This window comes from Flaviaestuariibacter flavus, from assembly GCF_004337505.1.
GTDB classification, from domain to species: domain Bacteria; phylum Bacteroidota; class Bacteroidia; order Chitinophagales; family Chitinophagaceae; genus Flavisolibacter; species Flavisolibacter flavus.
In genome coordinates, this window is record NZ_SJZI01000046.1 from 195,972 (window position 1) to 213,041 (window position 17,070).

General features: G+C 60.2%; 9 protein-coding genes. 2 read left to right on the forward strand and 7 right to left on the reverse strand.

Annotated features, from left to right (window positions below):
* The first annotated feature begins 19 nt into the window (after positions 1 to 19).
* Positions 20 to 7,288 carry a T9SS outer membrane translocon Sov/SprA gene (gene sov / locus EPD60_RS13400; protein WP_131450033.1) on the forward strand — a complete coding sequence of 2,423 codons (7,269 nt, stop codon included), beginning with the start codon at positions 20 to 22 and terminating at the stop codon, positions 7,286 to 7,288.
* 245 nt (positions 7,289 to 7,533) lie between these two features.
* Here sov and EPD60_RS13405 read toward each other — a convergent pair whose 3' ends face one another.
* The 5 genes from EPD60_RS13405 to EPD60_RS13425 all read right to left on the reverse strand — a co-directional run bounded on the left by EPD60_RS13405 (position 7,534) and on the right by EPD60_RS13425 (position 13,925).
* Positions 7,534 to 8,166 (reverse strand): hypothetical protein, encoded by a 633-nt coding sequence (locus tag EPD60_RS13405; protein ID WP_131450034.1) that lies wholly within the window; start codon positions 8,164 to 8,166, stop codon positions 7,534 to 7,536.
* Between the two features lie 158 nt (positions 8,167 to 8,324).
* Positions 8,325 to 9,092 carry an SDR family NAD(P)-dependent oxidoreductase gene (locus EPD60_RS13410; protein ID WP_131450035.1) on the reverse strand — a complete coding sequence of 256 codons (768 nt, stop codon included), beginning with the start codon at positions 9,090 to 9,092 and terminating at the stop codon, positions 8,325 to 8,327.
* A gap of 213 nt (positions 9,093 to 9,305) precedes the next feature.
* The gene (locus EPD60_RS13415) at positions 9,306 to 11,957 is read right to left on the reverse strand and encodes a T9SS type B sorting domain-containing protein (protein ID WP_131450036.1); all 2,652 of its coding nucleotides are present in this window, start codon (positions 11,955 to 11,957) and stop codon (positions 9,306 to 9,308) included.
* Positions 11,954 to 12,757: an alpha/beta fold hydrolase gene (locus tag EPD60_RS13420; protein ID WP_131450037.1), complete on the reverse strand. Its 804-nt coding sequence runs from the start codon at positions 12,755 to 12,757 to the stop codon at positions 11,954 to 11,956. Before EPD60_RS13420 ends, EPD60_RS13415 begins: the two co-directional genes overlap by 4 nt.
* Positions 12,711 to 13,925, reverse strand: coding sequence for a lipoprotein N-acyltransferase Lnb domain-containing protein (locus EPD60_RS13425; protein WP_165871544.1), 1,215 nt, complete (start codon positions 13,923 to 13,925; stop codon positions 12,711 to 12,713). Before EPD60_RS13425 ends, EPD60_RS13420 begins: the two co-directional genes overlap by 47 nt.
* Before the next feature lie 634 nt (positions 13,926 to 14,559).
* On the opposite strand from EPD60_RS13425, the gene EPD60_RS13430 reads away from it, so the two are divergent.
* The gene (locus EPD60_RS13430; protein WP_131450039.1) at positions 14,560 to 15,303 is read left to right on the forward strand and encodes a DUF6261 family protein; all 744 of its coding nucleotides are present in this window, start codon (positions 14,560 to 14,562) and stop codon (positions 15,301 to 15,303) included.
* 76 nt (positions 15,304 to 15,379) lie between these two features.
* On the opposite strand, the gene EPD60_RS13435 is transcribed toward EPD60_RS13430, so the two are convergent.
* Positions 15,380 to 16,042 (reverse strand): carboxypeptidase regulatory-like domain-containing protein, encoded by a 663-nt coding sequence (locus EPD60_RS13435; RefSeq protein ID WP_131450040.1) that lies wholly within the window; start codon positions 16,040 to 16,042, stop codon positions 15,380 to 15,382.
* Positions 16,043 to 16,075: 33 nt separating this feature from the next.
* Positions 16,076 to 16,900: a multidrug transporter gene (locus tag EPD60_RS13440; RefSeq protein WP_131450041.1), complete on the reverse strand. Its 825-nt coding sequence runs from the start codon at positions 16,898 to 16,900 to the stop codon at positions 16,076 to 16,078.
* Positions 16,901 to 17,070: the final 170 nt, after the last annotated feature.

Below are 17,070 nucleotides of genomic sequence, written 5' to 3' on the forward strand. Positions count from 1 at the left end.
AATTGACTGAGGAAACCGCTTGAACCGACGACAGATGACGATCGCCCGCTGGCTGCTGGCAGCCATCCTACCCCTTGCCCTCGTGGGCACCGCTTCCGCACGCACCCCCGAGATCTTTCAGCAAGGCACAACCGATACTACCCGCCCCCAGGGCGTTGACACGTTGCGCTATCCTATCCGCGACCGCCGCACCGACGCGCTCAGCGGCGGCTACCGCAACCCCTTCGACCTGAAGGATACCGCCTACGTGAAGCGCTCCGTCGAGTACGATCCCAAAACGAAGCAATACTATATCGTGGAGCGCATCGGCGGCCGCTACTTCCGTACGCCCACCACGATGACGCAGGCCGAGTTCCTGCGCATGCAGGCCCGCAACGACGAGAACGAATACTTCCGCCGCCGCGCCAATACCCTCTATGCCCTCAACAACCGTCGCGCCCGCCCCAACTTCGGCTTCTCCAAAGACTGGATGAACCGCGTTACCGGCATGGGCAAGGTGTCCATCAACCCCACGGGCTACGTCGACATCGCCGCCGGCTACCAGGGCCAGAAGGTCAACAACCCCACGCTCCCGGAACGCGCCCGCCGCAACGGGGGCTTCGACTTCCAGATGAACGCGCAGCTGCAGGTGGACGCCAAGATCGGTGACAAGATCAACCTGCCCATCAACTACAACACCCTGGCGCAGTTCGACTTCGAAAACCAGCTCAAGCTCGATTACCAGGGCAAGAACGACGAGATCCTCAAGCTGCTGCAGGCCGGTAACGTCAACTTCGCCTCCAAGGGCACCCTCATCCCGGGCGCCCAGTCGCTGTTCGGTGTGAAAACACAGCTCCAGTTCGGCAAGGTGTACGTAACCGGGGTGATGGCCAACCAGCGCTCGCAGCGCCAGAGCGCCAACATGCAGGGCTCCGCGGCCACCATGCCCTTCAGCATCCGCGCCGACGAATACGAGGAGAACCGCCACTTCCTGCTCGGTCACTTCTTCCGCCTTAATTATAATAAGTGGCTGCAGAAGTTGCCGCTCGTGACTTCCAATGTGCAGGTAACCCGCGTGGAAGTATGGGTAACCAACCGCACCGGCGCCACCACCAACACCCGCGACATCGTAGCCTTCATGGACCTCGGCGAGCCGGGCACCGGCTCCTTCGGCAACAGCGGCGTTCCCACCGCCAACATCAACGGTCCCACCTACTCGCTGATCACCAACAGTCCCGGCGCCCGCAACTCCTCTACCGCCACCAGCTCGCTGGTGGCTTTGGGCTTTGCGCCGGTGCAGGACTTTGAAAAGACCTTCGCCCGCAAGCTGCAGGCGGGACAGGACTTCACCTTCCAGAACGAGCTGGGCTACATCTCGCTGGCGCAGCCCCTGCTGCCCGACGAAGTGCTCGGCGTGGCCTACGAATACACGTACAACGGTAAGCGCTACCAGGTGGGTGAATTCTCGCAGGACGTGCCGCCCGACTCCAGCGGCAACTCGCAAAAGGTGCTTTTCCTCAAATTGCTGAAGGCTACCTCGCAGCGCTCGCAGCTGCCCATCTGGCGCCTCATGATGAAGAACGTGTACACCGTGGGCTACGGCTCGCTCCAGCGCGAGGACTTCAAGCTCGACGTCGTATACGAACAGCCCTCCTTCGGTGAGAAGCGCTACCTGCCGCTCAACGACACCTTCCAGCAGTTCACACCCGTGCCGGCCACCATCACGCCCACGGTGCGCGGACCCTACCGCGGGGTGCCGCTGCTGCAGCTGGTCAACCTCGACCGCCTCAACAACCAGAACGACCCGCAACCCAACGGCGTCTTCGACTTCATCGAAGGCGTGACGGTGGTATCGGGCCAGAGCCGCATCATCTTCCCGGTGCTCGAGCCCTTCGGCCGCGACCTCGAATACGTATTCGAGAACGGGCCCTCCAACGCGCCGGATACCATCAGGAAACGCTATATCTATTACCCGCTGTACGATACCATCAAGGCCATCGCCCAGACCTATGCCAACCTGAACCGCTACAAGCTGGTGGGCAAATCGAAGCAGGCCAACAACGTCGACTACCAGCTGGGCTTCAACATCCCGCGCGGATCGGTTACAGCTACCGCCGGCGGCCGCATCCTCCAGGAAGGCGTCGACTACGAGATCAACTACGACCTCGGCACCCTCCACGTGATCAACCCCGCCATCATCCAGAGCGGCATACCCGTACAAATACAGTTTGAGAACAACGCCACCTTCGGCCTCCAGCAGCGCAACTACCTGGCGATGCGGCTTGACTACCTCGCCTCCAAGCACCTCACGGTGGGCGGCACGGTGGTGCGCCTGTCGGAGCGGCCCTTCTTCACCAAGCAGCAGTACGGCGAAGACCCGATCCGCAACACGATGTACGGTGTCGACTTCAACTACACCAACGACATCCCGCGCCTGACGCGCCTGCTTAACAAGCTGCCCTTCTACAACACCAAGGCCATGTCGGGCATCACCGCCTACGGCGAGGCCGCCTACCTGCAGCCGGGCCACGCCCCGCAGATCGGCAAGGGCGACGCCGGCCAGGTATATATCGACGACTTCGAGGGCACCCGCTCCTCCATCGACCTGCGCTTCCCGATCAACTCCTGGACCCTCGCCTCCACGCCGCAGAAATCGCGCGACCAGTTCGGCAACCTGCTCTTCCCCGAGGCCGAGCGCAGCAACGACCTTACTTATAATGACAACCGCGCCAAGCTCGCCTGGTACAATATCGAGCCGGTGCTGCAGGAAAAGACCAACAGCAACAACCCGCTGCGCTCCAACCTGCGCGAGCTGTCGAAGCCGGAAACCCGCCAGGTGTTCCAGAACGAGATCTTCCCGAAGCGTACGCTCGACATCGGCCAGGGCATTCTCACCACCTTCGACATGGCCTTCTACCCGAATGAAAAAGGACCCTATAACTACCGGGTAACGGGCATCGACCAGAACAACCGCCTTACCACGCCGGCACAGTCCTGGGGCGGCATCATGCGCGCCATCGACCAGACCGACTTCGAGACCGGCAACGTGGAGTTCATCGAGTTCTGGGTGCAGGACCCCTATACCCTCAAACCGAATGCTACCGGTGGCAGCCTCTATTTCAACCTGGGTAATATTTCGGAAGACGTGCTTCGTGATGGCAAGCGTCAATACGAGAACGGCCTGCCGACGCCCTCGCAGCCGGCCATCCTCACCGACGAGACCGTCTGGGGCCGCGTGCCGCGCAACCCGCAGCAGGTGACCAATGCCTTCTCGAATGATCCGGCCGACCGTCCCTTCCAGGACGTCGGCTTCGACGGTCTCGCCGACTCCGCCGAGCAACGCAAGTTCGCACCTTACCTGACGCAACTGGGCGGCCTCAACCCCGCCGCCCGCCAGCAGGTGCAGGCCGACCCGTCGAACGACAACTTCAAACATTACCGCGACGCTTCGTTCACTTCCGACAACGGCATTCTCGAGCGCTACAAGAACATCAACAACCCACAGGGCAACTCGCCCGTGGCTACCCGTGCCGACGAGTTCTCGCAGGCCTTCACCCTCTATCCCGACCAGGAAGAACTGAACCGCGACAACACGCTCAACGAAGTGGAAGAGTACTTCCAGTACCGCGTGGAGCTGAAGCCCAATATGTCGGTGGGCACCAACTTCATCACCGACAAGCGCGTGGTGACCGTGCGTCCTGCCGACAACAGCGCGCCGCGCAACGAAACCTGGTACCTGTTCCGCATCCCGGTGCAGCAGTGGCAGACCAAGGTGGGCAATATCCCCGACTTCAAATCGATCCGCTTCATCCGGATGTTCATGACCGGCTTCGACGATACGCTGGTGGCCCGTTTCGGTAAGCTAGAGCTGGTGCGCAACCAGTGGCGCCGTTATAACTACGACATCGATAGCACCGGCAACCTGGCTGCCTTCGCCAACCCGGGCACCTCCGCCGAAGTGCTTGCCGTGAACCTCGAAGAAAACGACCAGCGCAAGCCGATCCCCTACGTAACACCGCCGGGCATCGAGCGTCAGCAGCAGATCTCCAACAACAACACCCAACTGCTGCAGAACGAGCAGTCGCTGAGCCTCAAGGTGTGTGCGATGCAGCCGAAAGATGCGCGCGGCGTGTTCAAGACGATGAACATGGACCTGCGCCAGTACGGCAACCTGTCGCTCTTCATCCACGCCGAATCAAGCAACGGACCCTCGGGCACCGATCTGAAGGACGGCGACCTGAGCGCCATCATCCGCATCGGCTCCGACTTCTCCAGCAACTACTACCAGATTCGCATCCCGCTCAGGATCACGCAGTGGAATACGTCCAACCCCGAGCAGATCTGGCCCTCGGTCAACACCCTCGAGCTCGCGCTCGACAAGCTGACCCAGGTGAAGCAGGCCCGCAACCGCGCCAACTTCTCGCCCTCGAAATTCTTTACCCAGACCATCGATGGGCAGATATTCTCCATCATTGGTAACCCCAACCTCGGCGAGGTGCGCGGTATGATGCTGGCGGTGCGCAACGAGAAGATCGAGCCGGTATGCGCCGAAGTATGGTTCAACGAGCTGCGGCTCTCGCGCATCGACGAGCAGGGCGCCTATGCCGCCCTCGGCCGCGTAGACCTGCGCATGGCCGACCTCGGCACGCTGAGCCTCGCCGGCTCGGTGAAGTCGAAAGGCTGGGGTACCCTCGAGCAGCGCGCCAACGAGCGCACCCGCGAGGACTTTTACCAGTACGACCTTGCCGCCAACCTCGACCTCGGCAAGCTGCTCCCCAAGAGCACCGGCCTCCAGATCCCGGTATACCTTGGCTACAGCAAGGCCGTGGCCACCCCCGAGTACGATCCCTATGACCTCGACATCAAGCTGAAGCAAAAGCTGAACGACTCGCCCAAGGAAATGAAGGACTCAATCCGCAGCAACGCGGTGGATCAGCGCACCATCAAGACGGTCAACTTCACCAACGTGAGGAAGAACAAGATGAATGGCAAGCCGACGCAGCCCTGGGACATCTCCAACATCGACCTCAACTTCTCCTATACCCACGACCAGGCGTCCAACCCGATCATCGAGCTGGACGACGTGAAGCGCACCCGCGCCGCCGTGGGCTACAGCTATGCACCGCAGCCCCAGTACCTGACGCCGCTGAAAGGAATCGTGAAGTCGCGCTCGCCCTGGCTCGCCTTCGTGCGTGATTTCAATTTCAACTACAAGCCCAATATCGGAGTGAAGGCCGACGTGTTCCGCCAGTTCGGTGCCCTGCGCCCGCGCAACGTGGGTGCCGACAACGACTACAAGCTGCCGGAGACTTACGACAAGAAGTTCACCTTCGACCGCTACTATACGCTGCGCTGGCAGCTGACGCAGTCGCTGCTGCTCGACTTCAACTCCACCACCAATGCCATCGTAGACGAGCCCGTGGGCCGCATCGACACCAAGGGTAAGAAGGACACCGTGCAGAACAACTTCTGGAAGGGTGGCCGTACCACGCACTACTCGCAGGTGGGTACGCTGTCGTATACCCTGCCCACCACCAAGTTCCCGATCCTCGACTGGACCAGTGCCCGTGTGGCCTATACGGCGCGTTACGACTGGATCGCTTCCTCGCTGGCGGCCCGCTCCATCGATCCCAACGGCTTCGATTTCGGCAATAAGCTGCTCAACGGGCAGACGAAAGACTACACCGCCGAACTCAACTTCGACCAGCTGTATAACAAGTTCCGCTTCCTGCGCAACGCGCTCAACCCGGCTGCGTCCGGCGGTGGTGGCAATGCGGGCCGCGGTGGTGCCGCGCCTGCACGCCCGCGCAACGCGCGCGACAGCGCCCGCCGCGCCCAGCAGGCCGAGCCGAAGCAACTGGGCTTCCTCCCCAAAGCACTCATTGGCCTCGCTACATCGGTGAAGCGGGTAGGCATCGCCTACAACACCGATATGGGCACCGTGCTTCCGGGCTTCCTCGACAGCGCCCAGGGTATCGGCGCCAACTTCCGCCCCGGCTCGCCGAGCTGGAAGTATATGTTCGGTTACCAGCCCGACACCAACGACATCAACCGCCTCGGCGCGATGGGCCTGCTCACCCGCAGCGACATCTTCAACGAGCTGATCCAGCAACGCTACAAGCAGACCCTGCGCATCACCGCGCAGCTGCAGCCCCTCCGCGACCTCACCATCGATGTGAACTGGGACAAGAGCTTCGAGAAAAACTATTCGGAGCTGTTTAAAGACACCAGCACCACCGACAACAAAGGCCTCGAGCGCTTCAACCCCGCCGCGGCCGGTGCCTTCAACGTGTCGTACATTTCGTACCAGACCCTGTTCACGAAGTTCGACCCCAACGAGGTGTCGGAGACCTTCCGGAAGTTCGAGAGCTACCGCTCGGTGCTGTCGCAACGTCTGGCGGCACAGAACCCCTACTTCGCCCAAAATGGTGGCACCATCGGCGCCGACGGCTTCGCCACCGGCTATGGCCGCTATGCGCAGGATGTGGTGATCCCGGCATTTATCGCTGCCTATACCGACAAGGATCCCAACAGCGTGGCCGTGTTCAGGAGCAGCAATCCGAACATCAAATCGAACCCCTTCAGCGCACTCATTCCGAAGCCGAACTGGACGATCAGCTATTCGGGCCTGTCGCGCCTGAAGCCCCTGGAGAAGATCTTTACCAACTTCACCCTCCGCCACGGCTACCAGAGCACGCTGGGCATGAATAACTTCAACACCTCGCTGCTCTTCCAGGATCCGCTGCAGGTAGGGTTCCCGCGCTTTATCGATACCACGGCGGGCCGCAATTCCTATATCCCGTACTTCCTGGTGCCCAACGTCACCATCGACGAGCGCTTTCAGCCCCTGATCGAGGCCGATATGACCTTCACCAACCAGCTGTCGGCCCGGTTTGAGTTCAAGAAGAGCCGTATGCTGAGCCTCAGCCTTACCGATTACCAGCTGGCCGAGAACCGCTCTACCGAGTACACCTTCGGCTTCAACTGGCGCAAGCGCGGCGTGCCCTTCCTGCAGAACCTGCGCATCGGCAAGAGCGGCAAGAAGCTCGACAACGACGTGACCTTCCGCTTCGACTTCAGCCTCCGCGATGATGCCACGGCCAACTCGAAGCTCGATCAGAACACGGCCTACCCGGCCGCCGGCCAGAAGGTTGTCCGCTTCTCGCCCACGATCGACTATGTGCTCAACAACCGTATCAACGTGAAGCTCTATTTCGAGAACAACAAGGTGATCCCCAAGCTGGCCACCACGGCCCCGATGAGTACTACCCGCGGCGGCGTCCAGATCCGCGTGTCGCTCGCGCCTTAACATGTGAAATGGTTAATGGTTAATAAGTGAAAAACCCCTCGAGTGAGGGGCTTTTTCGTAGGTAGGAGCGAGAGAAAGAACGCAGATCTTTTATGATCTGTTATGATGAGAGCGGATATCGGTACCAACATCCGCATAAATCATAAAAAAATCTGCGTATCCCGCTCGCGGGATCAGTGTTCTTTCTCTATCCCGCCTTCGGCACCGGAAATAAAAAAGCCGCCTTGCGGCGGCCTTCGTATCGGTTAATTCTTTTTCTCGAGGTACTGGTCGTAGTTGTTTTTCTTTTTCGGTGTCGAATCGTTCTTTACCGGCTCGGGTAGTTTCGGGTCTTCGGCCACCTGCGCTACCGCGTGCGTTTCGGGCATCGCCATCCCGTATTTCTTTGCCTGGGCTTCCAGTTCTTCCTGGCTGTGCGTACGGCGGAAGAACATCACGTAGCCGGGCAGGTCTTTTTTCTTCGCCTTGTTCACCTGCAGCACCTTGATCATGTGGTACTCATCCTGCCCCGAAGTGTAGGGATATTGGATGATGTTGCCGTCCATATCGCCCCACATGTGCTTTTTGTAAAACACCTGCTTCTCGCTCCAGTCATACATGCGCACCTCGTAGAGCTTGGAGCTCATATCGCCGATGAAAACAAAATGATAGGGTTCGCCGGCCTTCAGGGGTACGATCACGGGGAACTCGTACTGGCTTTCCATATTCACCGAGTTTTCCTTCATCAGGATAAAGCCGGCCTTAAAGTAGAGCTCACGAAGCGAGTCGGCCTGCCGCTTGATGGACGGGTCGAAGTTTTCTTTGTACCGGATGGTTTCCTGGGCACCGGCGCCAAAGCCGGCCAGCAGCAGGAAAAAGGCGAACAATAGGTTTTTCATGTCGGACCTGGTTAAGTAGGTGTGTTGCATAAAATTATCATATGTGGCGGCCGACGCTCCGCACTTTTCGATGAAACCCCGCAAGGGGCGGGTATTTTAACAGGATCCTTGCATGAGCTGTACAACAGGCTCATGCGTAGCAGAGACGCTAAGCCCGGCTATTTGGATGGCTCCTTGTGAAAATAAAAAGCGTCGGCCTGGGCGGTGCAGGTGAGCACGAGGTCGTTAACGCACACATGCGGCGGCAGGGTGGTGGTGTAATAGATCACCTCGGCCACGTCGCGGGCCGAAAGGGGCTGGAAGCCCTGGTATACCTTCTGCGCCGTGTCGGTGTCGCCCTTGAAGCGAACAAGTGAGAATTCCGTTTCGGCAGCACCGGGGTGGATGCCCGTTACCTTGATGCCACCGGCCAGCAGGTCGATGCGGAGCGAGCGGTTGAGCGCGTCAACGGCAAACTTGGAAGCGCAGTACACATTACCGCGCTCATACACTTCCTTGCCGGCCACCGAGCCGAGATTGATGATATGCCCGCGGCGGCGCTCCAGCATCCGCGGCACGAGGGCGCGGGTAACGTAGAGCAGTCCTTTCACGTTAGTGTCGAGCATCTGGTCCCAGTCATCGAGCGAGGCATCCTGGAAGAGGTCGCGGCCAAGGGCGAGGCCCGCGTTATTGATCAGGACGTCCACATCGCGCCATCCGGCCGGCATGCTTTCAATAGCTGCCGTAACCGCCGCGCGGTCGCGCACGTCGAAGGGGAGGAGGAGGCTGTCGGTGCCGAAGCGGGCCCTGAGGTCGGATGCAATCGCCTCCAGCCGCTCCTGGCGGCGGCCGTTGAGCACGAGACGATGCCCGTTCTCCGCAAAGATCCCGGCACAGGCGGCGCCAAAGCCCGACGTGGCACCCGTAATAAAGATGGTCTTGGACATGGCGCGAAACTATTTGAATAACGAATATCGAATAACGAATATTGAAGAAGGGAAATATTCAATAATCGATTTTCAATGTTTAAGTCTCAAGGTTTGGCTCTTTTGAAAATTGAATTTGGAGCATCTGATATACAAAGCCCCGACCATAGGCCGGGGCTTCGTCATTTCGATATTTGATATTCCTTGCTCGATATTCGATATTCGCTGATCCGCCTAGCGGATCAGCGTCACCGTTCCTTTACGGAAATACCGCGCGCCGCGGAAGTCTTCGGCTTCGCATACCCACACGTACACTTCGGTGTTCTGTTCCTTGCCCTTGATGGTGCCGTCCCAGCCCTGGCCGTTGACGGTGGTTTCGAATACCAGCTGTCCCCAGCGGTTGAAGATGCGGAAGAAGCGGATGGTGCGCATACCCACCGCGATGGGTTTCACCTCGTCGTTTTTGCCGTCATGGTTGGGGGTAAAGGCCGTGGGTACGAAGATGCTGGGCTCCGTGCGGAACACACGTACCCGCACGCAGGCCGAGTCGACGCAATTATACGGGTCGAAGACGCGCACGAAGTATTGAATGTATTCGGGGTCGATGTCGTAAAAGCCGATCGGGTTGGCGACGTCGGTGCGGTTGAGGCCGGTGCCGGGTGTCCACTCGTAGCGTACGCCGCCGGTGGCCTGCAGCTGCAGGGGCTGTCCGGCGATCACCGCGGTGTCGTTGCCGGCGCTGGCGTGGATACGCGGCGTCACGTTCACCACCACGGTATCGAAGGAAGGCTTGGGGCAGCCGCTGAGCGTGTCGCGCACGGTAAGCACGTACATCGTGGTATCGGGCGGGCGGGCGACCGGCGTCAGCGTGTTGGCATTCGTCAGCCAGGTCTTCGGGTTCCATTCAAAGGAGGTGCCGTTGTGCGATGCCTGCAGCTGCACGGAGGCGCGGAAGCAGATCAGCGTATCGCCCATGAGCGTGATCTTCGGGTAGGGCACCGTGCGTACGCGCAGCATGCCGCTGTCGATGCAATGCCCGATGCGGGAGTATACCTTGTAGTCGTTGATGGCCAGCGTCGGTACAACAAAGCGGTCCACTTCTCTCGATTCTTCCGTTTCCAGGCTCGGGCGCCACAAATAGCGCAAGCCATTGGAAAAGGCATAGAGGTGCGCCGTATCGGTAAGGCAAATGGTGGTGTCGGCCGGCATCCGCAGCGTCACCAGGTTTACCACCCGCACCTGCATGGTATCCGTGGCGATACAACCGTCGGCGTCGAGCCTGACGGTGTATGTCGTGGTAACGGTAGGCCAGGTCAGCGGCGTCGCCGTGTTGGCGTTCAGCATCCGCGTGTTGGGCGTCCAGCTGAAAAGGCCGTCGCCCACCGCGCGCAGCTGCATCGTGTCGCCGCTGCACATGAGGGTGTCGCGCGCCGGGATGGCAAGCGGTGGCTTGTCGGTGATGAACACCTGTTTCTCCACCGTATCGAGGCAGCCCTTGCTGGTACCCACGATCATACGCACCATGTAAGGCTGCGGCGTGGGATAGGTATAGGTCGGGTTCTTCAGCCGCGAGGTATCCGCACCGGTCGTCAGGTCGCCGAAATCCCAGCTCCACTTGTCCACCACGCCGTAGCGCGTTGTGGTGCTGTCGAAGAAGCGGGTAGGGAAGTTGGCGCAGACGCCCTTCCAGTTGAAGTTGGTAAAGAAGCCGGGGAATACGCGCACGGGCGCGGTCATCGAGTCGGCGCATTGGTCGCCGCGGTTCACCACCAGCTTCACCATATAAACACCTGTGTCGGGATAGCTGAAGGGAGGCGCGGCGAGACTCGAAGTGTCGGAGCTGATACCGGGCACGCCGAAGTCCCAGCTGGAAGTACGCACGCCATTGGGACTGTTGTTGGAAAACTGTACGTTGAAGTCGTTACAGTTGACATAGCTCGGATCCAGTGTCGCTTTCACCACGGAGCAGTCGGCCACCTTAACATGCAGCTCTTTACGGTTGAAGCCAATTGTGCGGCCGTTGCGGCGTTCTTCCACACATACGGTGATCACATACTCGCCGATTTCAGGACCAATGCCGCTGATAACGCCCGTGTTTGGATCGATCGTAACCTGGGGTCCCAGTGGCGTCGTGCCCGAAAACCCGTTTTCATAACTGACAAGTGGATAAGGGGGCGGCGCTGCCGGGTTGGGCGCAGCGGTGTTTGGGCCCGTTCCAGGCCCGGTCGATTGACCACCGCCAACCCAGGCATCGCAAAACGAGTAGTGCAACTCGTCCCCGTCCGGATCGGTCGCCTGGAAGGAGTAACGAAAGAAAGAGTTGCGGCAGATCACCACGGTATCATTGGTGAGGAAGGTACTGCTGCTATTGGTCGGTCCGAGCGGATGCAGGTTGGTGCCGGGGATATTGATCGAGTATGTATTGCCGACGGCGTTCGACGGGGGCTGCAGGTTGGAGATTCCAATGATGCGGCAGCAGCGTTGGTAGGAAAGTACATACCCGCCGGCAGAAGGAGCCAGGTCAACGTTTGAACGGTAGATCAACACTTCATAATAGCAATTGAGCGGGGTGTTGGTGACACAGGGCTCCGGAACAGACTTGCCGATCTTATACTGATTGATCTTCGGAAAGTCGATCGTATTGATCTCCGTATTCGTCGATGCATTGAAAATAGTCACGGGCACTGTTGCCGAGGCCCGCGGGTCGGTCGTGCCCACGGGAATGCAGATCATATACACCGTCAGCGTCACTTCATAACGGATGGTGCCGGGAGAGCTTCCCGGCTGGCCGGTATTGCGATAGGTAAAAAATCCACCCTTCAGGTGCTCGGCATGGACCTGTGCGAAGCAGCATGTCAGAACGAGGAAAAGAAGGAGTTTTTTCATTCGGCAGCAGTGCGCTGGTTAATGTATCGGACGTAATCGGTCAGCAACTTGTTGGACAACTCCGGGCACTCCCGCATCCCCATATGGCCCGCATTTTCCAGCAGGTGCACCTGCGCGATCGAAGGCATATGACATTGGGCGAGCCCGTCGCTTAAAGGTACGGCATTGTCGGCCCTGCCCAACACAAACAAAACGGGTATTTTGACTTCTTTTAACAAGGCGGTGCGGTCGGGCCGGGCGATCATGCCGGCGTAGTATCCTATTAACGCATCAGCCGCCGATGTCGTTGCCTCGGCGAGGTGCTTTTCGATAAGCTCCGGTTTTGTGTCCCTGTTTGCCGGGTGGTACAGGGCCGGCGTGCTCGTCTTCAGGAAAGCCGCTGCCCCGTTCGTTTTGATGAACTCCATCCCTTTCTGCCGCGTTGCGATCTTTTCTGCGCTGTCGGCGCGGGCGGTGGAATGAAAAAGCCCGAGGCCCAGCAGGCGTCCGGGCCACTTTTCGGCAAAGGCCAGCGCGGCATAGCCGCCCATGCTATGGCCCACCAGGATGCATTGGCCAACCCCTTCCGCGTCGAGCACGGCCCTGATGGCTTCCGCCAGCGACTCCATCGTGCCGTCGCCGGTTTCTGATGCGCCGCTGCCGGGCAGGTCGGGGATGATGAGGCGGCAGTGCTCGGCCAGCGGGGCCTGCCCGTTCCAGACGCGGCCGTCTTCGCCGAAGCCGTGCACCAGCACCAGCGGGGTGCCGGCACCGTTAGTGGTGTAGTGCAGCTTTCGGTTCCGGTGTTGCAGCAGGGGCATTATAGTGGGGTTTTAAGATGATGAGCCAGGCGCGCAGCAGCAGCAGTAAGACCAGCGGGAGGAAGCCCACGTTTAATTCCTGGGGCAGAAAGAGCCAGCCCAGCACCACGCCCGCCGCGATGATGATCGTAGCCAGCAGGTACCAGTTCATCCAGCGCCGCTCGCGCAGCAGGAAGGGCGCCGCCACCGCGTGGGTAGGCAGGGCCCAGGCGAGGTTCCAGTTGTTGGCGCACCAGTAGTGGTCGGTGCCGAACCACATGAACAGCAGCAGGATGCCCACGAACCCCGCCAGCAGGAAGAGCGCGAAGTCGAACACGCGGAGGAAGGCACGCACGCCGCGCGCGGGCACGAAGCTCAGGACGGCGATCAGCAGCAGCAGGGCGCCGAAGGCGATACCCGGGGTGATACCCCAGGCGGTGTCCTGCGGGCGCGCGGGCACCAGCGGCCGCGCCGGGCCCACCAGCGGCTGCCCCGCCGCCGTGGCACCGGTGAAGCCGGCCAGCAGCTTTTCGGGAAGAAACTGCGCACCGGTGTTGCTGGCACGCCGGTCGAGGCGGGCGCCGAGCAGCAGGTCGATGCCCAGCTTGCTCCAGGGATGCCGCCCGCGCACGAGGTATTCGGTGATGAGGTTGCGGTAGGTAGGCGCGTGGCTGCTGTCGGCCGGTATGATGCGGGTGCGCTGCACCGGCTGGGGCGCGGCCTTTTCAATCATGGCGCCGGCGCGGGTGGTGCAGTTGTCAAAGATGAAATCGTAGCGGTAGGCGCGGTTCTGTGGCAGGGCGTTCTCCTGCAGGGCGCGCAGCAGCGCGCCCTTTTGGGCGCAGGGAAGCAGCACCTCTTGCTCCACGATGCCGCGGCCTTCCTTCCGGTACATATCCTCGAAGCCCCACTCGCCGCCGAAGGGTTCTACCGACAGGTAGTAGGGGAGCTTGCCACGCACGAACTTCATGTAGAAGTCGGGGTCGTCGAAGGGAAAGGTGCCATAGTTGTACACGATGTCGGTGCCCGTGGCAGCCTCCTGCACGTGGATGGCGGTGTGTCCGAAGGTGGAGTAGAGCTCTTCGCCCGGCGAGCAGGTGAGCAGGGTGATGCGGAGCCCGCAGGTATCCTGGGCGGCGGCGGTAAGTGAAAGAATGAATAGGAACAGTGTCGGGAGGAGGCGCTTCAACGTGATGGTGAGTTTTGCGGCAAGTTAGCGAAACTCCGGCCCGGGCCCGACCCATCTCTGGCCCCTTCTCTAAAGGCAGGGAGTCGAGGGCAGATTACATGATCACAGATTACATGAATACATGATTGAAGAGGTAGGTTGCATCACCCCTCGTACTTCTTCCCTTCCCTCATGTAATCATGTATTCATATGATCTTAAATCATGTAATCAAAAATCCGGGATGCTGATCCTCTCACCAATCGGCTGCCCCGCGCGGCCATCGCGATCCGATCCCCCCGGAAAGGGGCAGAGATGTGGGAAGAATCCCGGCCGACGCGCGGAGGCAGTCAATTACTTACACTCCTACCGCGCGCTCCGCGCGACGCCGTCCAAACACTTTGGACAGTACCGCGCGTCATTCGCAAAGCTGGCCAAACCGTTTGGATCCTGTCCCGCTTCGCGCGCGGAGCTGTCCAAACCCTTTGACTGATCCGGCGCGCCGTTCGGGAAAGGAAACACACCGTTTCGAAACCTGCGCGCGTTGCGCGTGGCGCTGTCCATACTACCCAGGAAATAAATTTACCGGCCGCAAAGCTTTATAGTTACGGAAAGACTTTCTAAATTGAAGAAACGTTCATCCAAAACCAGCTATTTATGAAGCAGATTTTCAATTTCCACGCATTGCGTAACGGTGAAGCAATCGAATACCTCGACCTGTTGCTTGCCAAGTCCGATCCCGGTTCAGCCAGCGTTCCCGGTGGCTATGACGTCATTCGGGCCCAGGTACGAACGGTCGCCGGGCTCCTCCGCGAAGCTTATGCACGCGACCCCCGGTCGGAACAGACGGACATCATCGTCCAGGAAGATGGTAACCGCGACGATTGCCTGGCTGCGCTGTTCGGCATCATCGGGCATTTTCGCAGTCATCCGGAGAATGCCGCCATCCGCGATGCGGCGAAGAAAGTTTTTCAAAAACTGTCGGCGCACGGTACCGCCGGGGAGATCGGCAAGGATGATATCCTGACCGAGTCGGCCACCGTAGAGAAGATCGTCACGGAGCTACGCGGTCGCGACATGGCGCCGCTGGTGGGCTTACTGCCGGTGGAACCCTGGATCAATGCGCTGGAGCGATCGAATAGCGCGGTCCGGCAGGCATTCCAGTTGCGTGGCGACGAGCGGGCGCCTGAGCAGGCGGGCGAACTGAAGCGCCTCCGCCAGCAGGCCAGCAAGGCACAATACGCGCTGGTGCGGCGCATCGGGCTTTATGGGGAAGATGCCGAGTGGGCGGAGCCCTGGAGGTCCGTCAACGAACGGGTGAATGAGTTGCGCACTGATTTTCGGAACCGCCTTGCCCAGCGTGCCGGCATTGCCGCCGCCGAGGCGGAGCCGGGTGCCTGATCGTAGAAATACTGGAAACAAAAAGCGCCCCGGACCGGGGCGCTTTTTTATGCAGTGCGGTGGTGTAAAGAAGTGGTTACAGGTTCACCTGCACCAGAACGCTGCCGCCCGGGGCCACCGTCACGGTGTCGCGGCGGGTGGTGGCACCGCTGAACTCGAGGTAGGTGGGCACACCGCCGGCGGTGATGATGCGGAAGGTGGTGTCGAGGTTTCGGTCGGCACGGATCATTGCCGTTGTCTGTGCAAAGCCCAGTGGCGACGGCGCGTTGAAGCTACGCTTCTGCAGGATCATCGCGCCCGCGGGCTGCGCGGCGGTGGTGAGGTGCACGTTGACGGTAGCCTGCTGGTAGAGCAGGAAGCTTTTTTGAAGCACGTTGCCCGACGGGGTGCTGAGGATGGCCACATCGTCGGTGTCGAAGTCGTTGGTGAGGAAGTCGTTCTTTGAAGCGCTCAGCACCACGCCCGCGCCCGCGCCCGCGAGGTAGCCCCGGTCGATCTGGAAGGAATAGCGCCCGTTGGCGTCGGTGCGGGTGCTGGCCAGCTCCATGCTGTTGGCGCCGGCGACGGTGCCGGCGCGGACCAGCACATCGGGCACCGGCGCGCCGGTGGGCGGTGTGGTTACCTGGCCGCTGACGGTAACACAATCGGTGCATACGATGCCGCCGAGGGAAGCCGTATCGTTTTTCTTGCAGGAGACGCCTGCCAGCAGCAGCAGGGCGAGGGACAGTTGGTTGCGCATGGCGCGAAAATAAGCAATGGGGCGCACTCCCGCTTATTGGCGTTTTTGGTTCAGGTCTTTCCGGCCCGCCACGGGGAGCAGGGGCGGCGTCACCGAAGTGCCGCCATTCACCGGCCTCGACTCCGGTGAAATCCTGGGAGAGAGTATCCGTTGAAAGGCGCCCCGGGTGAAGGTGAAGGAAATGGTACCGTAGTGCTGGCTGATATAATCCAGCAGGTAATAGCTGAACAGGATCAGGCCCGACATCTCGAGGCCCTCTTCGAGCATGGTGCTGAGGCTGTAGTAGAAGTTTTTCCCGTGCGTTTCGAGATAGTAGCCATCGAGGGCTTCCATACCGAGTGCACCACTGAGGTAAACAATGCCGGAGACGATAAAGCCGATCCGCGTGCGCTGCGGCAGGGCCGCCAGGAAGCGGATATAGCTCAGTCCCACCAGCAGCGCAACGGCAATGCCCGGGATGATCCAGGCATTGTAGAAGACGCCCAGGTGTTTGTTGCCAAGCCGTTGGCGGATGGGCCCGATGAGCTCTTCGTGCAGGGTCCAGGCTTCATCCATCGCCATTACTACGAATCCCACCGTAAGGATCAGCCAGGGAAGGCCTTTCAGGCGCTTCCCCCTTGCCACCTGCCGGGTGATCAGCAGCAGCAGCGCCGCGTCAAAAAGGAGCAGGAACACGTTGAAGGCCGTGGGCACGTTGCGCTCACCGTCGAGCGAGAAGATCCGCTGCCAGCCCCGGACGTCCCCGGCGCCGGGCGGCTGCCGGAATTCTACAAACAGGTTGGCGGCGATCAGTACAAAAAGTATCAGGAAAAGGGCTTTGGTAACCCGGGTGGCACGGACATAGACAGGCTGGTCCATAAAACACATTTTAGATGAGTAGTATGTCATCCGGAGGTCCACCGCGAAACAAACACGACTGCTTTATTTCAGGGTCAAATATCGTGCTTGAAAACCCTGGCTTGGTGGGTGAAATGCCCTGGTATCCGGCCCGCCGGCTGCGGGCGGCGCAAATCCCTGATGAATGTGGC

What these genes read in the sequence shown, in the direction of transcription:
- EPD60_RS13410 (WP_131450035.1), bottom strand. Translation starts at nt 9,092, where the DNA reads ATGTCCAAGACCATCTTTATTACGGGTGCCACGTCGGGCTTTGGCGCC.
- EPD60_RS13440 (WP_131450041.1), bottom strand. Translation starts at nt 16,900, where the DNA reads ATGGACCAGCCTGTCTATGTCCGTGCCACCCGGGTTACCAAAGCCCTT.
- EPD60_RS13435 (WP_131450040.1), bottom strand. Translation starts at nt 16,042, where the DNA reads ATGCGCAACCAACTGTCCCTCGCCCTGCTGCTGCTGGCAGGCGTCTCC.
- EPD60_RS13415 (WP_131450036.1), bottom strand. Translation starts at nt 11,957, where the DNA reads ATGAAAAAACTCCTTCTTTTCCTCGTTCTGACATGCTGCTTCGCACAG.
- EPD60_RS13405 (WP_131450034.1), bottom strand. Translation starts at nt 8,166, where the DNA reads ATGAAAAACCTATTGTTCGCCTTTTTCCTGCTGCTGGCCGGCTTTGGC.
- EPD60_RS13420 (WP_131450037.1), bottom strand. Translation starts at nt 12,757, where the DNA reads ATGCCCCTGCTGCAACACCGGAACCGAAAGCTGCACTACACCACTAAC.
- EPD60_RS13430 (WP_131450039.1), top strand. Translation starts at nt 14,560, where the DNA reads ATGAAGCAGATTTTCAATTTCCACGCATTGCGTAACGGTGAAGCAATC.